16 protein-coding genes are annotated in these 18,751 nt (G+C 73.9%); 11 read left to right on the top strand and 5 right to left on the bottom strand.

Features of this window, described 5'->3' with window-relative positions:
- Window positions 1-6: 6 nt before the first annotated feature.
- The gene (locus tag JQN84_RS12395) at window positions 7-1,299 is read right to left on the bottom strand and encodes an acetyl-CoA C-acetyltransferase (protein ID WP_204958515.1); all 1,293 of its coding nucleotides are present in this window, start codon (window positions 1,297-1,299) and stop codon (window positions 7-9) included.
- A 56-nt stretch (window positions 1,300-1,355) separates the two neighbouring features.
- On the opposite strand from JQN84_RS12395, the gene JQN84_RS12390 reads away from it, so the two are divergent.
- From JQN84_RS12390 to JQN84_RS12360, 7 genes are all read left to right on the top strand, one after another.
- Complete coding sequence (locus JQN84_RS12390; protein WP_204958514.1) at window positions 1,356-2,789, top strand: 3-oxoacyl-ACP reductase; 1,434 nt, start codon at window positions 1,356-1,358, stop codon at window positions 2,787-2,789.
- Between the two features lie 218 nt (window positions 2,790-3,007).
- Window positions 3,008-3,922, top strand: a complete 915-nt coding sequence (locus JQN84_RS12385; RefSeq protein ID WP_372445981.1) for a MaoC/PaaZ C-terminal domain-containing protein — start codon at window positions 3,008-3,010, stop codon at window positions 3,920-3,922.
- Window positions 3,923-4,004: 82 nt separating this feature from the next.
- On the top strand, window positions 4,005-4,757 hold the full coding sequence (locus JQN84_RS12380; protein WP_204958512.1) for an NUDIX hydrolase: 753 nt from the start codon (window positions 4,005-4,007) through the stop codon (window positions 4,755-4,757).
- Entirely contained in the window at window positions 4,754-5,797 is a 1,044-nt protein-coding gene (locus JQN84_RS12375) for a serine/threonine-protein kinase (protein WP_204958511.1), read from the top strand. Before JQN84_RS12380 ends, JQN84_RS12375 begins: the two co-directional genes overlap by 4 nt.
- A 9-nt stretch (window positions 5,798-5,806) precedes the next feature.
- Window positions 5,807-6,766 carry a hypothetical protein gene (locus JQN84_RS12370; RefSeq protein WP_204958510.1) on the top strand — a complete coding sequence of 320 codons (960 nt, stop codon included), beginning with the start codon at window positions 5,807-5,809 and terminating at the stop codon, window positions 6,764-6,766.
- Entirely contained in the window at window positions 6,763-8,076 is a 1,314-nt protein-coding gene (locus JQN84_RS12365; RefSeq protein ID WP_307821176.1) for an adenylosuccinate synthetase, read from the top strand. The genes JQN84_RS12370 and JQN84_RS12365 overlap by 4 nt, the downstream gene beginning before the upstream one ends.
- 48 nt (window positions 8,077-8,124) lie before the next feature.
- Window positions 8,125-8,742, top strand: a complete 618-nt coding sequence (locus JQN84_RS12360; protein WP_204958509.1) for a DedA family protein — start codon at window positions 8,125-8,127, stop codon at window positions 8,740-8,742.
- A gap of 33 nt (window positions 8,743-8,775) precedes the next feature.
- Here JQN84_RS12360 and JQN84_RS12355 read toward each other — a convergent pair whose 3' ends face one another.
- Window positions 8,776-9,414 carry a TetR/AcrR family transcriptional regulator gene (locus tag JQN84_RS12355; protein ID WP_204958508.1) on the bottom strand — a complete coding sequence of 213 codons (639 nt, stop codon included), beginning with the start codon at window positions 9,412-9,414 and terminating at the stop codon, window positions 8,776-8,778.
- Between the two features lie 78 nt (window positions 9,415-9,492).
- On the opposite strand from JQN84_RS12355, the gene JQN84_RS12350 reads away from it, so the two are divergent.
- The 3 genes from JQN84_RS12350 (at window position 9,493) to JQN84_RS12340 (ending at window position 12,878) form a co-directional block, all read left to right on the top strand.
- Window positions 9,493-9,945: an SCP2 sterol-binding domain-containing protein gene (locus JQN84_RS12350; RefSeq protein WP_204958507.1), complete on the top strand. Its 453-nt coding sequence runs from the start codon at window positions 9,493-9,495 to the stop codon at window positions 9,943-9,945.
- Between the two features lie 2 nt (window positions 9,946-9,947).
- A complete protein-coding gene (locus tag JQN84_RS12345) occupies window positions 9,948-11,162 on the top strand; it encodes an acyl-CoA dehydrogenase family protein (protein ID WP_204958506.1) in 1,215 nt (404 codons plus the stop codon).
- 150 nt (window positions 11,163-11,312) lie between these two features.
- The gene (locus tag JQN84_RS12340) at window positions 11,313-12,878 is read left to right on the top strand and encodes an AMP-binding protein (protein WP_204958505.1); all 1,566 of its coding nucleotides are present in this window, start codon (window positions 11,313-11,315) and stop codon (window positions 12,876-12,878) included.
- A gap of 109 nt (window positions 12,879-12,987) precedes the next feature.
- Here JQN84_RS12340 and purD read toward each other — a convergent pair whose 3' ends face one another.
- The 3 genes from purD to JQN84_RS12325 form a co-directional block, all read right to left on the bottom strand.
- The gene (gene purD / locus JQN84_RS12335; RefSeq protein WP_204958504.1) at window positions 12,988-14,238 is read right to left on the bottom strand and encodes a phosphoribosylamine--glycine ligase; all 1,251 of its coding nucleotides are present in this window, start codon (window positions 14,236-14,238) and stop codon (window positions 12,988-12,990) included.
- A gap of 395 nt (window positions 14,239-14,633) precedes the next feature.
- On the bottom strand, window positions 14,634-15,560 hold the full coding sequence (locus JQN84_RS12330) for a type IV toxin-antitoxin system AbiEi family antitoxin domain-containing protein (protein ID WP_204958503.1): 927 nt from the start codon (window positions 15,558-15,560) through the stop codon (window positions 14,634-14,636).
- A 213-nt stretch (window positions 15,561-15,773) separates the two neighbouring features.
- The gene (locus tag JQN84_RS12325; protein WP_204958502.1) at window positions 15,774-17,063 is read right to left on the bottom strand and encodes an adenylosuccinate synthase; all 1,290 of its coding nucleotides are present in this window, start codon (window positions 17,061-17,063) and stop codon (window positions 15,774-15,776) included.
- 123 nt (window positions 17,064-17,186) lie between these two features.
- Here JQN84_RS12325 and JQN84_RS12320 point away from each other — a divergent pair, with 123 nt between their 5' ends.
- Window positions 17,187-18,200, top strand: coding sequence for a diacylglycerol kinase family protein (locus JQN84_RS12320; protein WP_204958501.1), 1,014 nt, complete (start codon window positions 17,187-17,189; stop codon window positions 18,198-18,200).
- Window positions 18,201-18,751 lie beyond the last annotated feature (551 nt).

Genomic DNA, 18,751 nt, shown 5'->3' with positions numbered 1-18,751 from the left:
GCCCACTCAGCGTTCCAGGATGGCGGTGACGCCCTGCCCGCCGGCCGCGCAGATCGAGATCAACCCCCGGCCGCTGCCCTTCTCGGCGAGCAGCTTCGCCAGGGTCGCCACGATCCGGCCACCCGTGGCGGCGAACGGGTGCCCGGCGGCCAGCGACGAGCCGGTGACGTTGAGCCGGTCCCGGTCGATCGCGCCCAGCGGGACGTCCCGCCCCAGCCGGTCCTTGCCGAACTCCGGCGACTCCCAGGCCGCCAGGGTGGCCAGCACCTGCGACGCGAACGCCTCGTGGATCTCGTAGAAGTCGAAGTCCTGGAGGGTCAACCCGGCCCGGTCCAGCATCCGGGGCACCGCGTAGGCGGGGGCCATCAGCAGCCCCTCGTCGCCGTGCACGAAGTCGACCGCCGCCGTCTCCGACCAGGAGAACCAGGCCAGTACGGGCAGCTGGTGCTCGCGCGCCCACTGCTCGGAGGCGAGCAGCACGGTGGACGCGCCGTCGGTCAGCGGGGAGGAGTTGCCGGCGGTCATGGTGGCCTGCTCGGCGTCCGGGCCCCGGGTGCCGAAGACCGGCCGCAGCGCGCCGAGCTTGTCCAGGCTGGTGTCGGGGCGGAGGTTCTGGTCCCGGGTCAGCCCCAGGTAGGGCGTCATCAGGTCGTCGAAGAACCCCCGCTCGTACGCGGCGGCGAGGCGCTGGTGCGAGCGCAGCGCCAGCTCGTCCTGGGCCTGCCTGTCGATCTGCCAGCGCAGCGCCGTACGGGCGGCGTGCTCACCCATCGACAGTCCGGTACGGGGCTCGGCGTTGCGCGGCAACTCGGGTCGGAACGGCTGGTGCGGACGGAGCTTGGCGGCGATCTTCAACCGCTCGCCGAGGGTCCGGGCGCTGTTGAGCTTCAGCAGGGTGCGGCGCATGTCCTCGTTGATCGCCAGCGGCGCGTCGGAGGTGGTGTCGACGCCACCGGCGATGCCCACGTCGAGCTGCCCGAGGGCGATCTTGTTGGCGACCAGGATCGCCGCTTCCAGGCCGGTGCCGCAGGCCTGCTGGATGTCGTACGCGGGGGTGTGCGGGTCGAGCTTCGAGCCGAGCACCACCTCCCGGGTCAGGTTGAAGTCCTTCGCGTGCTTGAGCACCGCCCCGGCCACCACCTCGCCGACCCGCTGCCCGGCCAGCCCGAACCGGGCGACCAGCCCGTCCAGCGCCGCGCCGAGCAGGTCGGCGTTGGATGCGCTGGCGTAGCGGGAGTTGGACCGGGCGAAGGGGATGCGGTTGCCGCCGATGACCGCGACCCGCCGGATGCTCTGCACGATCCCGCCTCCGTTTCAGGACTTGCCCACAACCTACTGACCAGTAGGCTACGCCCATGACCGACAGGTACGCGAGCTTCGTCCAATCGGGGGCCGGCCGCGCGCTGGTCAAGCGCCTCGGGCTGCCCGACCCGCCGCGACTGCGCCGGCACACCCCCGGCGACCCGTTGCTGCCCGGCCCGGTCCTGCTCGGTGCGGCCACCGGCGGACGGCTCACCGAGCCGGTCACCGCCATCCTCACCGCCGCCGGGGTCGACGTGCGCACCGGCACCGGCACCACGCCACCCACCGCCGGGCACGACGACGCCGCAGCCGACGGACCCGCCGGCCGGAACGAGCGGGCGGGGAACGGCGGCGCACCGGCCGGCCGGTTCGGCGCGCTGGTCTACGACGCCACCGGCATCACCGACTCCACCGGCCTGCGTCAGCTCTACGACTTCTTCCACCCGCAGGCCCGCTCGGTGCTGCCCAGCGGTCGGGTGATCGTGCTGGGCACCCCGCCGGCCGGGTGCGGCTCGCCCCGGGAGGCCACCGCCCAGCGGGCCCTGGAGGGGTTGACCCGCAGCATCGGCAAGGAGTTCGGTCGCGGCGTCACCGCCCAACTGGTGTACGTCACCCCGGAGGGGGACGCCGGCACCCCGACCAGCCTGGAGGCGACCCTGCGGTTCCTGCTGTCCGGCCGTTCCGCGTACGTCTCGGGGCAGGTGGTCCGGGTCGGCACCGGGCCGGCCGCCGTCCCGGCGGACTGGGACCGGCCGCTGGCCGGGCAGGTGGTGCTGGTCACCGGCGCGGCCCGGGGCATCGGCGCGGCGGTGGCCCGGGTGCTGGCCCGCGACGGCGCGCAGGTCGTCGCGCTGGACGTCCCGGCGGCCGGCGACGCCCTCGCGGCGGTCGCCAACGAGATCGGCGGCACCGCCGTACAGCTCGACCTGACCGGCGCGGACGCCCCCACCCGGCTCGCCGACCACCTGGCCGACCGGCACGGCCGGGTCGACGTGGTGGTGCACAACGCCGGCATCACCCGGGACCGGACGCTGGGTCGGATGGACGCCGACCGGTGGGACGCGGTGCTCGACGTCAACCTCTCCAGCCAGGAACGGATCAACGACGTGCTGCTGGAGCGGGGGCTGATCCCCGGGGGCGGACGGCTGGTCGCCGTCTCGTCGATCGCCGGGATCGCCGGTAACCGGGGGCAGACCAACTACGCGACCAGCAAGGCCGGGGTGATCGGCTTGGTCGACGCGCTCGCCCCGGCGCTGGCCGGGCGGGGAATCAGCGTCAACGCGGTCGCCCCCGGGTTCATCGAGACCCGGCTGACCGCCCGCATTCCGCTGGTGATCCGGGAGGCGGGCCGCCGGATGAACAGCCTCGCGCAGGGCGGCCTGCCGGTGGACGTCGCCGAGACGATCGGCTGGTTGGCCTGGCCGGCCTCGGCGGCGGTCAGCGGTAACGTGGTCCGGGTTTGCGGCCAGAGTCTGCTGGGGGCGTGATGGCACGGCGCAGGAACCGACCCGGGGACCCCGACGACGGCGAACTGTCGGTCAACGACCTGATCGACGGGCCGACCGAGGTCATCTCACCGGCCGCGCTGGCCGCCGCCCGCGCCGCCGGCCCGGACCGCAGCGTCGACGAGACCCATGACCTGTCGGCGTACGCCACCGGAGGGCCGGGGGCGTCCGAGGATCCGCCGTCAGCCGCCACCACCGACCTGTCGGCGTACGCCACCGGAGGGCCGGCGGGCCCGACCGGCGGGGACCCGGCGGCGCGGACCGGGCGGGCCCGGGTGGAGTTGCCCGGTCTGCCCAGGCCCGGCGTGCTCTACCGGCGGGCGTTGCGCGACGCGCTGCCCGGCATCGGCCGGTCCCGCCGGCCGGACGCCGCACCCCCGGTCGAGCTGGCCGTCGCCGGCGTCGCCGTCGATCGGGCCCACCTGGCCGAGTACGACCGGGTGTGTGGTTTCCGGTTGGCCGACACGCTGCCGGCGACCTACCCGCACGTGCTGGGGTTCCCACTGGCGCTGCGGTTGATGACCCTGCCGGAGTTCCCGTTCCCGCTGGCCGGGGTGGTGCACGTGGGCAACCGGATCACCGTGCGCCGGCCGGTTCCGGCCGACGTGCCGTGGGACTTCGTCGCGTACGCCGAGAATCTGCGGCCGCACGCCCGGGGTCGGCAGGTCGACGTCGTCCTGGTCGGCTCGGTCGGCGGTGCGGAGGTGTGGCGCGGGGTGTCGACGTACCTGGGTCGGGAGCGCGGGGCCGGAGGCGTCGGGCGGGATCCGGGTGAGCGGCCCGCACCGCCGGCCGCCACCGCGCACTGGCGGCTCACCCCCCGGGTGGGTACGGACTACGCCCGGGTCTCCGGGGACCACAACCCGATCCACACCTCCCGGTGGGGGGCGCGACTGTTCGGGTTCCCCCGGCCGATCGCGCACGGCATGTGGAGCAAGGCCCGTTGTCTGGCCGCGGTGGAGAGCCGACTGCCGGAGGCGTACACGGTGGAGGTGGCGTTCAAGCTGCCGGTGCCGTTGCCCTCGACGGTGGCGTTCAGCGCCGTCCCGGGCTGGGACTTCGCCCTGCACGATGCCCGGACCGGCCGCCCGCACCTGGTGGGCACCGTCCGCTGAACGACGCACGGCGGTTGCCCACCGCCGCTTCGTGAGCTAGGTTGTTCTCAGATCGAGTAATTCTCAACCTGAGAGGGACGCTGTGAACGAGCAGGAATTCCTCGCCGGATACGACCCCAGCGCCTACCCCGCGACCGCGATCACCGTGGACGTGGTGGCGCTGACCATCCGCGAGGGCGCGCTGCACCTGCTGCTGATCCGGCGTGGCCAGCCCCCCTTCCAGGGGCACTGGGCGCTGCCCGGCGGGTTCGTCCAGCCCGACGAGGACCTCGCCACCGGGGCCCGCCGCGAGCTCGCCGAGGAGACCGGCCTCGGCGGCGACCGGCTGCGCCGCGTCCACCTGGAACAGCTCGCCAGCTACGGCGCGCCGGAGCGGGACCCCCGGATGCGGATCGTCTCCGTCGCCCACCTCGCCTTCGCCCCCGACCTGCCCGACCCGGTCGCCGACAGCGACGCCGACGAGGCCGGCTGGCTGCCGGTCACCGCCCTGCCCAGCCGGCAGCTCGCCTTCGACCACGCCCGGATCGTCGACGACGGGCTGGAACGGGCCCGCTCCAAGCTGGAGTACACCCCGCTGGCCACCCGCTTCCTCGGCCCCGAGTTCACCATCGCCGAGCTGCGCGGCGTCTACGAGACGGTCTGGGGCCACCCGCTGCACGCCGGCAACTTCCACCGCAAGGTGCTCTCCGTCCCCGGCTTCGTCGAGAGCACCGGCGTCAACACCGAACGCGGCGGTGCCCGGGGCGGTCCGCGCGCCCGGCTCTACCGGGCCGGCGACGCCCGGCTGCTGCACCCGGCGCTGCTGCGCCCCGCCCGGGAGGAGACCATCAGGTGAGGACCGACGAGGCGATCCGACTGGTCGCCGCAGCCCGCACCGACGCCGACCTGTTCGGCGTCGACACCCCGGCCCGGCGCTACCGCGAGCTGGTCGCGGCCCTGCACCCCGACCGGCTGGGCACGCTCGACCATCGGGTACGCGCCGCCGCCACCGACGCGTTCGTCCAGGTCACCACCCGCTGGCAGGCCACCCGGACCCCCGCCCCCGGCGACCCGACGACCACCGCCGGTCGGCCGGCACCGGACGGCGGCACCGACCCCGCCACCGTCGTGCTCGGCGGGTACCGGCTCGGGGCGCTCGCCCACGCCGGTGACCTCGCCGACCTCTACGACGTCGGGGCGGACCGGCTGCTCAAGCTGCCCCGCGACCCGGCCGACAACGACCTGATGGCCCGCGAGGCGTACGCGCTGCGGCAGATCGAGGACCGGGGCGACCCGCGCCACCTGCCGTACGTGCCCCGGCTGGTGGACAGCTTCCGGCACCGCGACGCCGTCAGCGGGGCGGAACGTCGGATCAGCGTGCTCGCCGCCGTACCCGGGCTGCACGACCTCGACGCGGTACGCCGGGCGTACCCCGACGGGTTGGACGCCCGGGACGCGGCCTGGATGTGGCGGCGGCTGCTGGTCGCCCTCGGCCTGGCCCACCGGGCCGGCGTGGTGCACGGCGCGGTGCTCCCCCGGCACGTGCTGATCGAGCCGGACGCGCACGGCGTGGTGCTCGTCGACTGGTGCTTCTCCGCCGTCGACGGCGGCACCGTGCCGGCGCTGGTCCCCGGCCACGAGGACTGGTACCCGCCGGAGGTCACCGCGCGGCGACCCGCCGGCCCCGGCACCGACCTGGCGATGGCCGCGACGTGCATGAGCTGGCTGATGGGCGACCGTGCCCCCCGTGAACTGCGCGCCTTCGCCGACGGCTGCCGCCGCCCGGCGCTGGCCGCCCGACCCGACGACGCCTGGCGACTGCTCGGCGAACTCGACGAGGTGCTCGACCGGCTCTACGGGCCGCGCACCTTCCGACCGTTCACCCTCAACCCCTAGGAGGCTGCCATGGGCAGCGGAATCTGGTCCACCGACGTGTACGACGCCGCCGACCGCTACCGGAAGAAGAAGGGCAAGAGCGCGTTCTCCTACAGCGACAGCGGGGCGCGGACCGTGCACCCGGCGCTCGACCCGCGCGGCGCGGTCCGGGAGAGCCGGGACTCGGCCGAGCACCCGCAGTCGACACCCATCGCGGTGCTGTTCGACGTGACCGGCTCGATGGGACACGTGCCCCGCACCCTCCAGGCCAAGCTGCCGCAGCTGCTCGGGCTGCTGCTGCGCCAGGGCTACGCCCGCGACCCGCAGGTGCTGTTCGGCGCGATCGGCGACGCCACCTGCGACCGGGTGCCGTTGCAGGTGGGGCAGTTCGAGTCGGACAACCGGATGGACGACGACCTCGGCCGGATCGTGCTGGAGGGCGGCGGCGGCGGTCAGATGACCGAGTCGTACGAGCTGGCGATGTACTTCATGGCCCGGCACACGGTCACCGACAGCTGGGAGAAGCGCGGGCGGCGCGGCTACCTGTTCATCATCGGCGACGAGCTGGCGTACCCCAGGGTGAACCGGCGGGAGGTGAGCCGGCTGATCGGCGACGACCTCGGCGAGGACGTGCCGCTGCGGCAGATCGTCGACGAGGTGACCCGCCGCTGGGACACCTACTACCTGCTCCCCGCCGGCAGCCACTACGCCGGTAACGCCACGGTGCTCGACTTCTGGCGGGACCTGCTCGGGCAGCGCGCCGTCGTGCTCGACGACCTGGACGCGGTCTGCGAGACCATCGCGCTCACCGTCGGCCTCGGCGAGCAGGCCATCGACCTGGACGAGGGGCTGCGCGACCTGGACCGGGCCGGTTCCACCGCCGGCCGTACCGTGTCCAAGGCGCTGGCCCCGCTGGGCGGCGGCCGGCGGGCCGAGGTCTCCACGCTGCCGGCCACGTCGGGCCGCACCGGTGGGGTGACCCGGCTGTGACCGCCCTCCCCGACCCCGGACAGGCCGGCCGGCACGTGATCGTGGTCGATCTCGGTTACGGCGACGCCGGCAAGGGCACCGTCGTGGACTGGCTCTGCGCGACCCGCCACGTGCACACCGTGGTGCGGTTCAACGGGGGTGCGCAGGCCGCCCACAACGTGCTGCTGCCCGACGGCAGGCACCACACGTTCGCCCAGTTCGGGGCGGGGACGTTCCGTCCGGGGGTGCGTACCCACCTGGCCCGGCAGCAGGTGGTGGACCCGCTGGCGCTGGCCGCCGAGGCCGACCACCTGGCCGCGGTCGGGGTGCCCGACGCCCTCGACCGGCTGACCGTCGACGGGGAGGCGCTGCTGGCCACGCCGTACCACCGGGCCGCGAACCGGCTCCGGGAGATAGCCCGGGGGGCCGCCCGGCACGGCTCCTGCGGGCTGGGGGTGGGCGAGTCCGTCCGGTACGGGCTCGCCCACCCCGACGAGGCCCCCCGGGTGGCCGACTGCCGGGACCGGGAGCTGCTGCGCCGCCGGCTCACCGCGCTGCGGGACCGGTTGACCGCCGAACTCGGCCCGCTGGACGCCCCACCGGTGGCGGACTGCCTGCCGGCGTTCACCGGCTTCGCCGACCGGGTGGCGATCGTCGACCGGTCGTACCTGGCCGGGGTGTTGCGGGCGGGGACCTGCGTCTTCGAGGGGGCGCAGGGGGTGCTGCTGGACGAGTGGCACGGCTTCCACCCGTACACCACGTGGAGCACCACCACCTTCGCCAACGCCGAGACGCTGCTCGCCGAGGCGGGGGCGGCCGGGTCGGCGTACCGGCTGGGGGTGGTGCGGACGGTGACCACCCGGCACGGGCCCGGCCCGCTGGTCACCGAGGACCGGACCCTGCCGCTGACCGACCCGCGCAACCCGACCAACCCGTGGCAGGGCCGGTTCCGGTTCGGTCACTTCGACGCCGTCGCCCACCGGTACGCCCTGGACGTGGCCGGCGGGGTGGACGGCCTCGCCCTCACCCACCTCGACCTGACCCGCCCCGACCCGGCCCGCCCGGCGCTGAAGCTGTGCCGCCGCTACGAGGGCGTCGACCGGTTGCGTCCCGGCCCACCCGGTGACCTGGACCGGCAGGCGGCCCTCACCGCCCGCCTGCTGACCACCCGGCCGGTGTACGACGCCCCGCCGACCGACTGGCCGGCGGCGGTGTCCGAGGCGCTGGCCGCCCCGGTGGTGCTCACCTCGCACGGCCCCACCGCCGCCGACAAGCGGGAGCACCGCCGGTCGGCCGCCGGTCCGCTGCCGGTTCCCCGGCGGGTGGCCTGATCCGGCGACTGGGCCCCCCGCCGGGGGCCCAGCGTCGAGCATGAGGGCATGCAGTCGGTGCTCGACCTGCTCCACCACACCGTCACCTCGCCCTGGGTGTACCTGGTGATCTTCGTGGTGACCGCGGTCGACGCGTTCTTCCCGGCGGTGCCGGGCGAAACCGTCCTGATCACCGCCGGGGTGTTCGCGGCCAGCGGCCACCCGAACCTGGTGGCCGTGATCGCGGTGGCGGCCCTCGGCGCGCTCGCCGGCGACCACGTGTCGTACGGCATCGGCCGGGGCGGCGGCGCGGAGCGGCTGGCCCGGCTGCCCGACGGCAGCCGCCGCCGCAGCGGCTCGGACTGGGCCCGGCGGGCGGTGGACCGGCGGGGCGGCTCGATCCTCACCACCTCCCGCTTCGTGCCCGGCGGCCGGACCGCCGTCACCCTGACCATGGGTGCCGTCCGGTATCCGCTCCTGCGCTTCCTGGTGTTCGACGCGGTCGCCGCCACCGTCTGGAGCCTGTACTGCGGGCTGCTCGGCTACTTCGGTGGGCTGGCCTTCGAACGCGATCCGCTCCGGGGGCTGCTCGTCGGCGTCGGGCTCTCGCTGGCCGTCACCGGGGTGTTGGAGCTGGTCCGCTGGTGGCGTCTGCGGGCCCGTCGCCGCGCCGCCGCCCACCGCTGACCCCTCGGAGCCGGGACCGGCGGGCGGGGGCGGTCAGTCCGCCGGGGGTCGCCAGGTGACGCCGTCGAGGAGCTGGGCCGCGCCGAGCCAGGCGACGTTCATCATCCGGGTGGCGGTCTTCTCCGGCTCGGCCTCCGGGTGGTCGGCGAGCCAGTCGGCCAGCGACTCGCTCGCGCCGACCAGGGCGTACGCGACGACCTCCAGTTCGGTGCCGGCGACCTCCCGGCCCCGGGCGCGCAGCGCGTGGTCGAGCATCCCGGCGACGACGTCGACGAGCCGGGCGCGCATCGCGGCCAGCTCGGCGGCGAACGGTTGGGAGCCCCGGGCCTGCCGGTAGAGCACGGCCCAGCCGTCGCGGTGCGCCCCGACGAAGCCGAAGAAGGCCCGCAGGCCGCGCCAGAGCCGCTGGTCGGGTGGGAGGTCGGGGGCGGCGGCCCCGGCGATGGCCAGCATCATCCGGGCGGTCTCCCGGTGCAGGCAGGCGACGAAGAGTTCCTCCTTGGTGCCGAGGTAGGCGTAGACCATCGGCTTGGAGATGCCCGCGTCCTCGGCGATCTCGTCCATGCTGGCGGCGTGGAAGCCGCGTCGGGAGAAGACCTTGACGGCCGCGTCGAGCATCTGCTGCTCGCGTACGGCCCGGGGGAGGCGCTTGAAGCTCGGCGTGCTGGACACCCTTGCGAGCATACCTACTCGTGCGTAGGGTTACGCGGGAGTAACCAGAACCGGCCCGTCCCGAGAGGTGCAACTTCCATGACTGACTTCGACCCGGCCAACTTCGCCAACTACGGCCCGAAGGAGTTCGCCCAGCTGGTCAAGTCCACCCCGGATGACAAGATCGCCGAGGTGATGTCCGGAGACCTGCGCGGCAAGGTGCTCAGCGAGGTCTTCGGTCGGATGCCGCAGATCTTCCGCGCCGACCGCGCCGGGGCCACCAGCGCGGTCATCCACTGGAACATCACCGGCCGGCCCGACGGTGGCAGCGACACCTACGAGATCGTCATCGAGAACGGCACCTGCACCGTCTCGGAGACCCCCACCCGCGACCCGAAGCTCGCCCTCACCATGGGCCCGGTCGAGTTCCTGAGGATCGTCTCCGGCGGGGCCAACCCGGTGATGATGTTCATGACCGGCAAGCTCAAGGCCAAGGGCGACCTGGGCCTGGCCGCCAACATCGCCAACCTGTTCGACATCCCCAAGGCCTGACGATGGCCGAGTTCTCGCTCGACCTGAACGAGGAACAGCGGGACCTGCGGGACTGGGTGCACGGCTTCGCCGCCGAGGTCGTGCGCCCGGCCGCCGCCGAGTGGGACGCCCGGGAGGAGACCCCCTGGCCGGTCATCCAGGAGGCGGCGAAGATCGGCCTGTACGGCTTCGAGTTCCTCGCCACCTGCTGGGCCGACCCCACCGGGCTGTCCCTGCCGATCGCCAGTGAGGAACTCTTCTGGGGCGACGCCGGCATCGGGCTGAGCATCTTCGGCAGCTCCCTCGCCGTCGCCGCCATCTACGGCACCGGCACCCCCGACCAGATGGTCGAATGGGTGCCGCAGTGCTTCGGCACGGCCGACGAACCCGCAGTCGCCGCGTTCTGCACCACCGAACCGGAAGCCGGCTCCGACGTCGCGGCCATGCGCAGCAGAGCCGTCTACGACGAGGCCACCGACGAGTGGGTGCTGCGCGGGCAGAAGGCGTACGCCACCAACGGCGGGATCGCCGGCGTGCACGTGGTCACCGCCTCCGTCGACCCCGAACTGGGCTCCCGTGGGCAGGCCGCGTTCGTCGTACCGCCGGGGACGGCCGGGCTGCACGCGACCCGCAAGCTGAAGAAACTCGGACTGCGCGCCTCGCACACCGCCGACGTCTTCCTCGACGACGTCCGGGTGCCCGGACGCTGCCTGCTCGGCGGCAAGGACGCGCTGGACGAGCGGCTGGCCCGCGCCCGGTCCGGGCAACGGGCCAGCGGCCAGGCCGCGATGCGCACCTTCGAGCTGTCCCGGCCGACCGTCGGCGCACAGGCGCTCGGCGTCGCCCGCGCCGCCTACGAGTACGCCCTCGACTACGCCAAGGACCGGGTCCAGTTCGGCCGGCCGATCATCGAAAACCAGGCCGTCGCGTTCGCCCTGGCCGACATGAAGATGGAGATCGACGCCGCCCGGCTGCTGGTCTGGCGGGCCGCCTGGATGGGCCGCAACAACCGGCCGTTCACCGCCGGCGAGGGCTCGATGTCCAAGCTCAAGGCGGGCGAGGTGGCCGTCGCGGTGACCGACCGCGCCGTGCAGCTCCTCGGCGGGGCCGGCTTCCTGCGCGACCACCCGGTCGAACGCTGGTACCGGGACGCCAAGATCTACACCATCTTCGAGGGCACCTCCGAGATCCAACGGCTGGTCATCTCCCGCGCCATCTCCGGCGTCCAGATCCGCTGACCGTCGCCACCGGTCGACCGCCCGGTCACCGCCCGTCCATCACGGGCGACGTCGACTGGGCGGACGGTCGGCGACAGCGCATGATCGGAAAGGAATCCCTGGTGAGGGCCCCGGCTGGGCCCCACGTCGTACCCCGAAGGAGGTCGTCGGATGGACCTGCCGTTCATCGTGGCCACACTGACCAGGCGGGGACTGCTCACCCCCGGACGCCCCGTCCGGGTCGCCTCGCAACTCGCCGCGCTGCGCCGGTGGGGCTGGGGCATGGCCGGCGAACTGCGGCAGGCCGCCGCCCGGGACCCGGGTCGCATCGCCGTCGTCGACGAACACGGCCACGAACTCACCTACCGGCAACTGCTCGACCGGGCCGAGCGGCTCGCCCGTTCGATGCGCAGCGTGCTCGGCGTACAGGCCGGGGACCGGATCGGGCTGCTGTGCCGCAACCACCACGGGCTCATCGAGGGCATCGTCGCCGCCACCCTGATCGGCGCCGACGCGGTGCTGGTCAACGCCGGACTGTCCACCGCGCAGCTCGCCACCGTCGCCGAGGAGCAACGGCTGCGGGTGCTGGTGCACGACACCGAGTTCGCCGAGCGGGTCCTCGGCGTCCCCGCCGAGGTGCAGCGGGTCGACGAACCCGGCCTCGACGCCCTGATCGCCGCCGCGCTCCCCGCCGACCGGCTCACCCCGCCCGCCCACGACGGCCGGACCATCGTGCTGACCTCCGGCACCACCGGCACACCCAAGGGTGCCCGCCGGCCCGTCCCGAACGGTTTCGGCCCGCTGGTGTCCATCATCGACCGCATCCCGCTGCACACCCACGACACCGTGCTGATCGCCGCCCCGATCTTCCACACCTGGGGGTACGCGGCCCTCCAGGTCGCCTTCGCGCTGCGCGCCACGATCGTGCTGCACCGCCGGTTCGACCCGGCCGCCACGCTGGACGCGCTCGTGACCCACCGGTGTCAGGCGCTGTTCGCCGTACCGGTGATGGTGCAGCGCCTGCTCGACGTGCCGCCGCCGGAGCCCCGACCACCGCTGAAGGTGGTCGCGGTCAGCGGCTCGGCGCTGCCCGGCGGCCTCACCACCCGGTTCATGGACACCTACGGCGACATCCTCTACAACCTGTACGGCTCGACGGAGGTCTCCTGGGCCGCCATCGCCGGACCCGCCGAGCTGCGCCAGGCCCCCACCACCGCCGGTCGCCCCCCGCACGGCACCCGCCTGGAGATCGTCGACGACGACGGGAAGCCGGTGCCGGCCGGGCGGGTCGGCCGGATCCTCGTCGGCAACGAGATGCTGTTCGAGGGCTACACCTCGGGGGCCCGCCGGGAGACCCACGACGGGCTGCTCGACACCGGTGACCTCGGCCGGATCAACGCCGACGGGCTGCTCTTCGTCGACGGCCGGGCCGACGACATGATCGTCTCGGGTGGGGAGAACGTGTTCCCGTCCGAGCTGGAGGACCTGCTCGCCCGGCTGCCGCAGGTCCGCGAGGCCGCCGTGCTCGGCGTGCCCGACCCACAGTACGGGCAACGGCTCGCCGCGTTCCTCGCCCTGCACCCCGGCGAGACCCTCGACCCCGAGGCGGTACGCGAGTACGTCCGGCGCTACCTGGCCCGGTTCTCCGTACCCAGGGATGTGATCTTCGTGAAGTACCTGCCGCGCAACGCCACAGGCAAGGTGCTCACCCGCGAACTCCGCCGCTACTACGGCTGACCTGTGCCTGACCGTGTCGGGCGACGGTCCGCGGTGGGCCGACCACTGCGCCGGGAACGATCCGCCGCGCTCAGCGTCGGTGGCTCCCCGGCCATTACACCGGCGGCGGTCAGTCCGGAACGGTGATCCGGCCGTCGATCGCGGTGGCGGCGATGTCGTTGCGGTGGTGCGAACCGGCCAGCTCGATGCCGCGTACCAGGGCGTAGGCGGCGTCGCGGGCGGCGGTGAGGTCCGGGCCGGTGGCCGTACCGCAGAGGACCCGGCCGCCGGCGGAGAGCAACGCGCCGTCGGCGGCCCGGCGGGCGGTGCCGGAGTGGATGACACCCGGGTGGTCGGCGCCGGTGATCACGTCACCGGTACGCGGAGTGGCCGGGTAGCCCTCGGCGGCGACCACGACGGTCACCGCCGCGCCGTCGCGCCAGCGCAGCGGCGGGTGCGCGGCCAGCGTGCCGGTCGCGGCGGCGTGCAGCAGCCCGGCCAACGGGGTCTCCAGCAGCGCCAGCACCACCTGGGTCTCCGGGTCGCCGAAGCGGGCATTGAACTCGATCACCCGGGGGCCGGCGGCGGTGAGCGCCAGCCCGACGTAGAGCAACCCGGAGAACGGGGTGCCCCGGCGGCGCATCTCGACCAGCGTCGGGTGGACCACGTCGGCCAGCACCTCGTCGACCAGGCCCGGCGGCGCCCACGGCAGCGGCGCGTACGCCCCCATGCCGCCGGTGTTCGGGCCGCTGTCGCCGTCGCCGGCCCGCTTGAAGTCCTGCGCCGGCAGCAGCGGCAGGGCCGCCTCACCGTCGGTCACCACGAACAGGGACACCTCGGGGCCGGACAGGTACTCCTCGATCACCACCCGGCCGCACTCCTGCGCGTGCCGCAGCGCGACGTCCCGGTCGTCGGTGACCACCACACCCTTGCCGGCGGCCAGCCCGTCGTTCTTCACCACGTACGGCGTGCCGAACTCGTCCAACGCCCGCCCGACACTGTCGGCATCGGTGCAGGTGTACGCGCGGGCGGTCGGCACCCCGGCCGCCGTCATGACCTCCTTGGCGAAGGTCTTGGAGCCCTCCAGCCGGGCCGCCGCGGCCGACGGGCCGAAGACGGGGACGCCCTTGGCGCGTACCGCGTCGGCGACCCCGGCGACCAGCGGCGCCTCCGGCCCGATCACCACCAGGTCGGCACCGACCTCCACGGCCAGGCCGGCGACCCCGGCCGGATCGACCGGATCGACCTGCCGCAGCTCCGCCACACCCGCAATCCCCGGGTTACCGGGCGCCGCGAACAGGACCTCGACAGCCGGATCCTCGACCAACCCCAGCGCGAGCGCATGCTCCCGCCCGCCACCACCCAGAAGAAGTACGCGCACGGCGACGAATCCTACCCACCACCCCGCCCCCGCCCCCGCGCCGTCCCGCCCCGCCCCGTCCTGCCCCGCCCCGCCCCGCCTCGCCCTGCCCCGCCCTGCCCCGCTGATCAAGAGGTTTGCGTCACGTTGAAGATCGACTTTGACGCAAACCTCTTGATCAGCTGACGCAAACCTCTTGATCACCGTCCGAGGGGTCAGGGGTCAGGGGTCAGGGGTCAGGGGTGAGGCGAGGTGGAGGCGGGTTGAGCTGGGGCGGGGCGGCATGCCGGGGCAGGCCGGGCCGGGCTATGCCGAGACGGGGCAGAGCGGGATGGGATGGGGCAATGCCGAGACGGAGCGGTGCCGGGACGGGGCGGTGCCGAGACGGAGCGGTGCCGGGACGGGGCGGGGCGGGCCTAGGGGCGGGAGCGGCCGAAGGCCATCGCCTGACGGACGGTGTGCGGGATGTAGTCCGGGCGCAGGGCGTCGGACCAGGTGAACCGGAGCACCCGCCAACCCGCGTTGACCAGGCGATTCTGCCGGCGTCGGTCGGCGAACAACGCCTCCGGGGTGCCGTGTGGGCCGACCCCGTCGGCCTCGGCGATCAACCGTGCCGCCCGCCACCCGAGGTCACCGATGCCGAGCAGGTGACCGTCCCCGTCCCGGACCTCCTGTTGGAGCACGTCGGGCGGGACACCGCCGTCGACGCAGCGCAACCGCGACCAGGTCTCCAGCGGTGACTGGGCGCGACCGTCAACTTCGGCGAGGTGGCTGCGGGCCGCGGGGGCACCCCGGCGACCTCGGACGAGCGACGGCACGGTGGCCAGGTCTTCCGGGGTGACGAGCCCTCGGTTCAACGCCGAGTCGAGCACGGACACCGCCGGGTACCGGTCGAGCCGGAGAATCATGTCCGTCACGGTGCGCAACGGTGAGGTCGTGGGGATGCCGGCCACGTCGACGAGGTCACCCGGGGCGACGGTGAACTGGTGGACGACGAGCGTGGGGTCGGTGTGCCGTTGCGGCCGGGGCTGGTCCACCGGCACCGACACGTGGACGGCGGGTCGGCGCGGCCCGGCGATGTCGTGCAGCGCGAGGGCGCTGTCGAGGACGGCGAAGGCTCCGGTGCCGAGGCTCGTCACCGCCGCCCGGATGCGGGCCCGCCAGGCGACCGGGTCCGGTTGTTGCCCGGTGGGGGCGTAGCAGCCACGGGACAGTCGCGTCCACCGCCCGGAGCGGCAGAGTTGCCGGACATGGTCCCGGGTCAGCCCGGCCGCGAGGGCCTGCGTCATGGTGACCATGCCGTCCTGCCCGAGGGCGATCCGACGGAGAATGTCGAGCGGCATCACCCCACCACCCTCACGCCCCACCCACTCCCACTTCCACCCCTGTGGATAACCCTGTGGACAAACCTCGGGTTTCCACAGCTGATCAAGAGGTTTGCGTCACCGGAAGGCGAATCCGTGACGCAAACCTCTTGATCACCGGGGCACAGCGGGACCGGGCACAGCGGGACCGCGCGCAGCGCAGCGCGGGGCAGCGCGGGGAAGCGGGGACTGTCAGGGGAGGAGGGGGTGGCGGACGACGTTCTCCTCGCGGCCGGGGCCCACACCGACCACGCTGACCCGGGTACCGGTGATCTCCTCGATGCGGGCGATGTAGCGGCGGGCGTTCTCCGGCAGCTCGTCCTCGGTACGGGCCTTGCTGATGTCCTCCCACCAACCGTCGTGCTCTTCGTAGATCGGGGTGGCGTGGTGGAAGTCGGTCTGCGTCATCGGCATGTCGTCGAAACGCTCACCGTTGATCTCGTACCCGATGCAGAGCGGGACCTTGGGCAGGCCGGTGAGCACGTCCAGCTTGGTGATGACCAGGTCGGTGACGCCGTTGAGCCGGCAGGCGTACCGGGCCACCACGGCGTCGAACCAGCCGCAGCGGCGTTCCCGGCCGGTGGTGGTGCCGTACTCGTGGCCGACCTTGCGCAGGTGCTGGCCGTTGTCGTCGAACAGCTCGGTCGGGAACGGGCCCGACCCGACCCGGGTGGTGTACGCCTTGCTCACCGCGATCACCTTGTTGATCGCGGTGGGCGGGATACCGGCACCCACGCACGCCCCACCGGCCGTCGGGTTCGACGAGGTCACGAAGGGGTACGTGCCGTGGTCCATGTCGAGCATGGTGGCCTGGGCGCCCTCCAGCAGCACCGTCTCGCCCCGGTCCAGGGCGTCCCAGAGCATCACCCGGGTCTCGGCGATGTACGGCCGCAGCCGCTCCGCGTACCGCAGGTACTCCTCGACGGTCTCCTCGACGTCGATCGCCTTGCGGTTGTAGACCTTGAACAGCAGCTGGTTCTTCTCGCGCAGCGCGAGTTCCAGCTTCTTACGCAGGATGCCCGGGTCGAGCAGGTCCTGGAGCCGGATGCCCATCCGGGCGACCTTGTCGCCGTACGCCGGGCCGATGCCGCGCCCGGTGGTGCCGATCCGGGCCGAGCCGAGGTAGCGCTCCACCACCCGGTCCAGCGCCCGGTGGTGCGGCATGATCAGGTGCGCGTCGCCGGAGATCCGCAGCCGGGACACGTCCACCCCGCGCTCGGCGAGCCCGTCGATCTCGGCGAGCAGCACCTTCGGGTCGACCACCACCCCGTTGCCGATGACGATCATCGCGCTCGGGGAGAGCGCGCCTGACGGCATCAGGTGCAGCGCGTACTTCTGCCCGTCCGGCGTGATCACCGTGTGGCCGGCGTTGTTGCCGCCGGAGTAGCGCACGACGTAGTCGACCCGCTCACCCAGCAGGTCGGTAACCTTGCCCTTGCCCTCGTCGCCCCACTGAGCACCGATGAGCACGATCGCTGGCATCTTGTCCGCCTCCAGAAGGCTCGGGTGCCAGGTGGCGACCGGTTGGCGAGCCCGGGGTGTCAGGCTAACAAGTAGAAACGGCGTGGCCGGCAGGGGTTCACGTCGCAAGGCAGGAGGCCCGGAGTGTACGACGTGGTGCTGCTCACCCTCGGCTCCGAGCGGGACGCTCCCGGCGGGGGCTGCGGCAGCGGCGACGCCTGCTGCGGCGGTGCTCCGGAGGCCACCGGGAAACCGGCCGCGCCGCCGGACGGACAGCGCTGCGAGACGCCGCGCGTACCGGTGCTGGCCTGCGCGGACGCGCTGACCGCGCGGGGTGCCCGGGTGGAGACCGTCGTCGCCCGCTCCGACGCCGAGGTCGACGAGGTGCTGGTCCGGCTGGACGCCCCGGCCCGCCCCGACGGCCTCGCCTGGCCCGATCCGGACAGCAAGACCAGGCTGGTCGTCGCCGTCGCCAGCGACGCCCAGTTGCGCGCCGTCGTGCGTCGGCTCGTCCGCCGGTACGCCCCACCGCCGAGCCGTCGCCCCGTCGAGTTGGCCGGCAACCGTACGGTGCCCGACCTACCGCCGATCGGCGTACTCCCGCTCGATCCGGCCCGGGGTGGCCCGCACCGGGACCTGGCCGCGCAGCTCGGCCTGCCCCGGGACCCGGCGGCGGTGGCCGCGGCCGTGCTCGACGGCGGGGTACGCCGGCTCGACCTGCTGCGTAACGACGGTGGTTCGGTGACCCTGGACGGGGCGCTGCTCGGTGCCACCGACGAGGCGGGCCGGCCGCTGCACTGGCGGGGCCGGGTCGAGGTGGACGACGCGGTGCTCTCCGACGGTGCGGACCCGATCCTGGCCTGCGCGATCGGCAACGCCGGCGGTTACGCCACCCTCGACTCGCTGCCGCTGCTCACCGCCGGCGACCCGGCCGACGGTCGGGTGGAGGTCGCGGTGGCCGTTCCCGTGCCGACCCGCCCGACGTTGGGTAGGAAGAAGAAGATCCGGTACGAGGTCCGACGGGCCCGGGGCCGGGCGGTGGCGGTGATCCCCCGGGACGAGCGGGTGCCCTTCCTCGACGACGGCGTCGAGGGTGAGCTGAGCCGCAAGCGGTCCTGGTGGACCGAGCCCGGGGCCTGGGCGGTCTTCACCGGCTGACCGCTCCCCGCATCCGTCACCCGGCGTAACGGGAACGGGACGGCCTATCCTCGGCGGGAGGAGTGGGGAGGATCCGTGGTGGACGACAACACCGGCCGGGCCGGACAGCCAGGCCAACAGCCGGGGCCGGAGCGGGACGTCGAACCTCTCTGGCCGCCCGACCCCCCGGTGCCGCACTGGGCCGCCGAGCCCACACCTGTCTACCCGCCGACGGCGTACCCGTCGCTCGCGGCGGAGGTCGCGCCGCTGCCGACCGACGGCGGCTGGGCCCCGACGGGTGACGGCTGGGTGCCCGACCTGCCCGAGCCGACCCTCCCGACCGGTCTCCCTCCGAGGGACGACGGTTTCCCGGAGTACAACGGCTCCCCCGGTTACGACCCCCTGCCCGGCTATCCCGCTGCCGGGGACGCCGTCCCGGCGGATCGTGGCGGTACGCGTCGGCCGCCAGCACCGGCCGGTGGAGCAGGTCCGGGCCGGACCGGACGGGTGGATCTCGACCTGCCCTTCACGTTGGACCCGTCGCTCGCCGGTCCACCGGCCTCCGTCGAACC

Origin of the sequence: Micromonospora humidisoli, assembly GCF_016900955.1 — a bacterium.
GTDB classification, from domain to species: Bacteria; Actinomycetota; Actinomycetes; order Mycobacteriales; family Micromonosporaceae; genus Micromonospora; species Micromonospora wenchangensis.
This window is presented reverse-complemented; position numbering and strand designations above follow the sequence as displayed.

Bases quoted from the DNA above. Each gene is read 5' to 3' on its own strand.
- JQN84_RS12370 (WP_204958510.1), top strand. From the start codon at position 5,807: ATGGGCAGCGGAATCTGGTCCACCGACGTGTACGACGCCGCCGACCGC.
- JQN84_RS12345 (WP_204958506.1), top strand. From the start codon at position 9,948: ATGGCCGAGTTCTCGCTCGACCTGAACGAGGAACAGCGGGACCTGCGG.
- JQN84_RS12360 (WP_204958509.1), top strand. From the start codon at position 8,125: ATGCAGTCGGTGCTCGACCTGCTCCACCACACCGTCACCTCGCCCTGG.
- JQN84_RS12350 (WP_204958507.1), top strand. From the start codon at position 9,493: ATGACTGACTTCGACCCGGCCAACTTCGCCAACTACGGCCCGAAGGAG.
- JQN84_RS12340 (WP_204958505.1), top strand. From the start codon at position 11,313: ATGGACCTGCCGTTCATCGTGGCCACACTGACCAGGCGGGGACTGCTC.
- JQN84_RS12325 (WP_204958502.1), bottom strand. From the start codon at position 17,063: ATGCCAGCGATCGTGCTCATCGGTGCTCAGTGGGGCGACGAGGGCAAG.
- JQN84_RS12390 (WP_204958514.1), top strand. From the start codon at position 1,356: ATGACCGACAGGTACGCGAGCTTCGTCCAATCGGGGGCCGGCCGCGCG.
- JQN84_RS12330 (WP_204958503.1), bottom strand. From the start codon at position 15,560: ATGCCGCTCGACATTCTCCGTCGGATCGCCCTCGGGCAGGACGGCATG.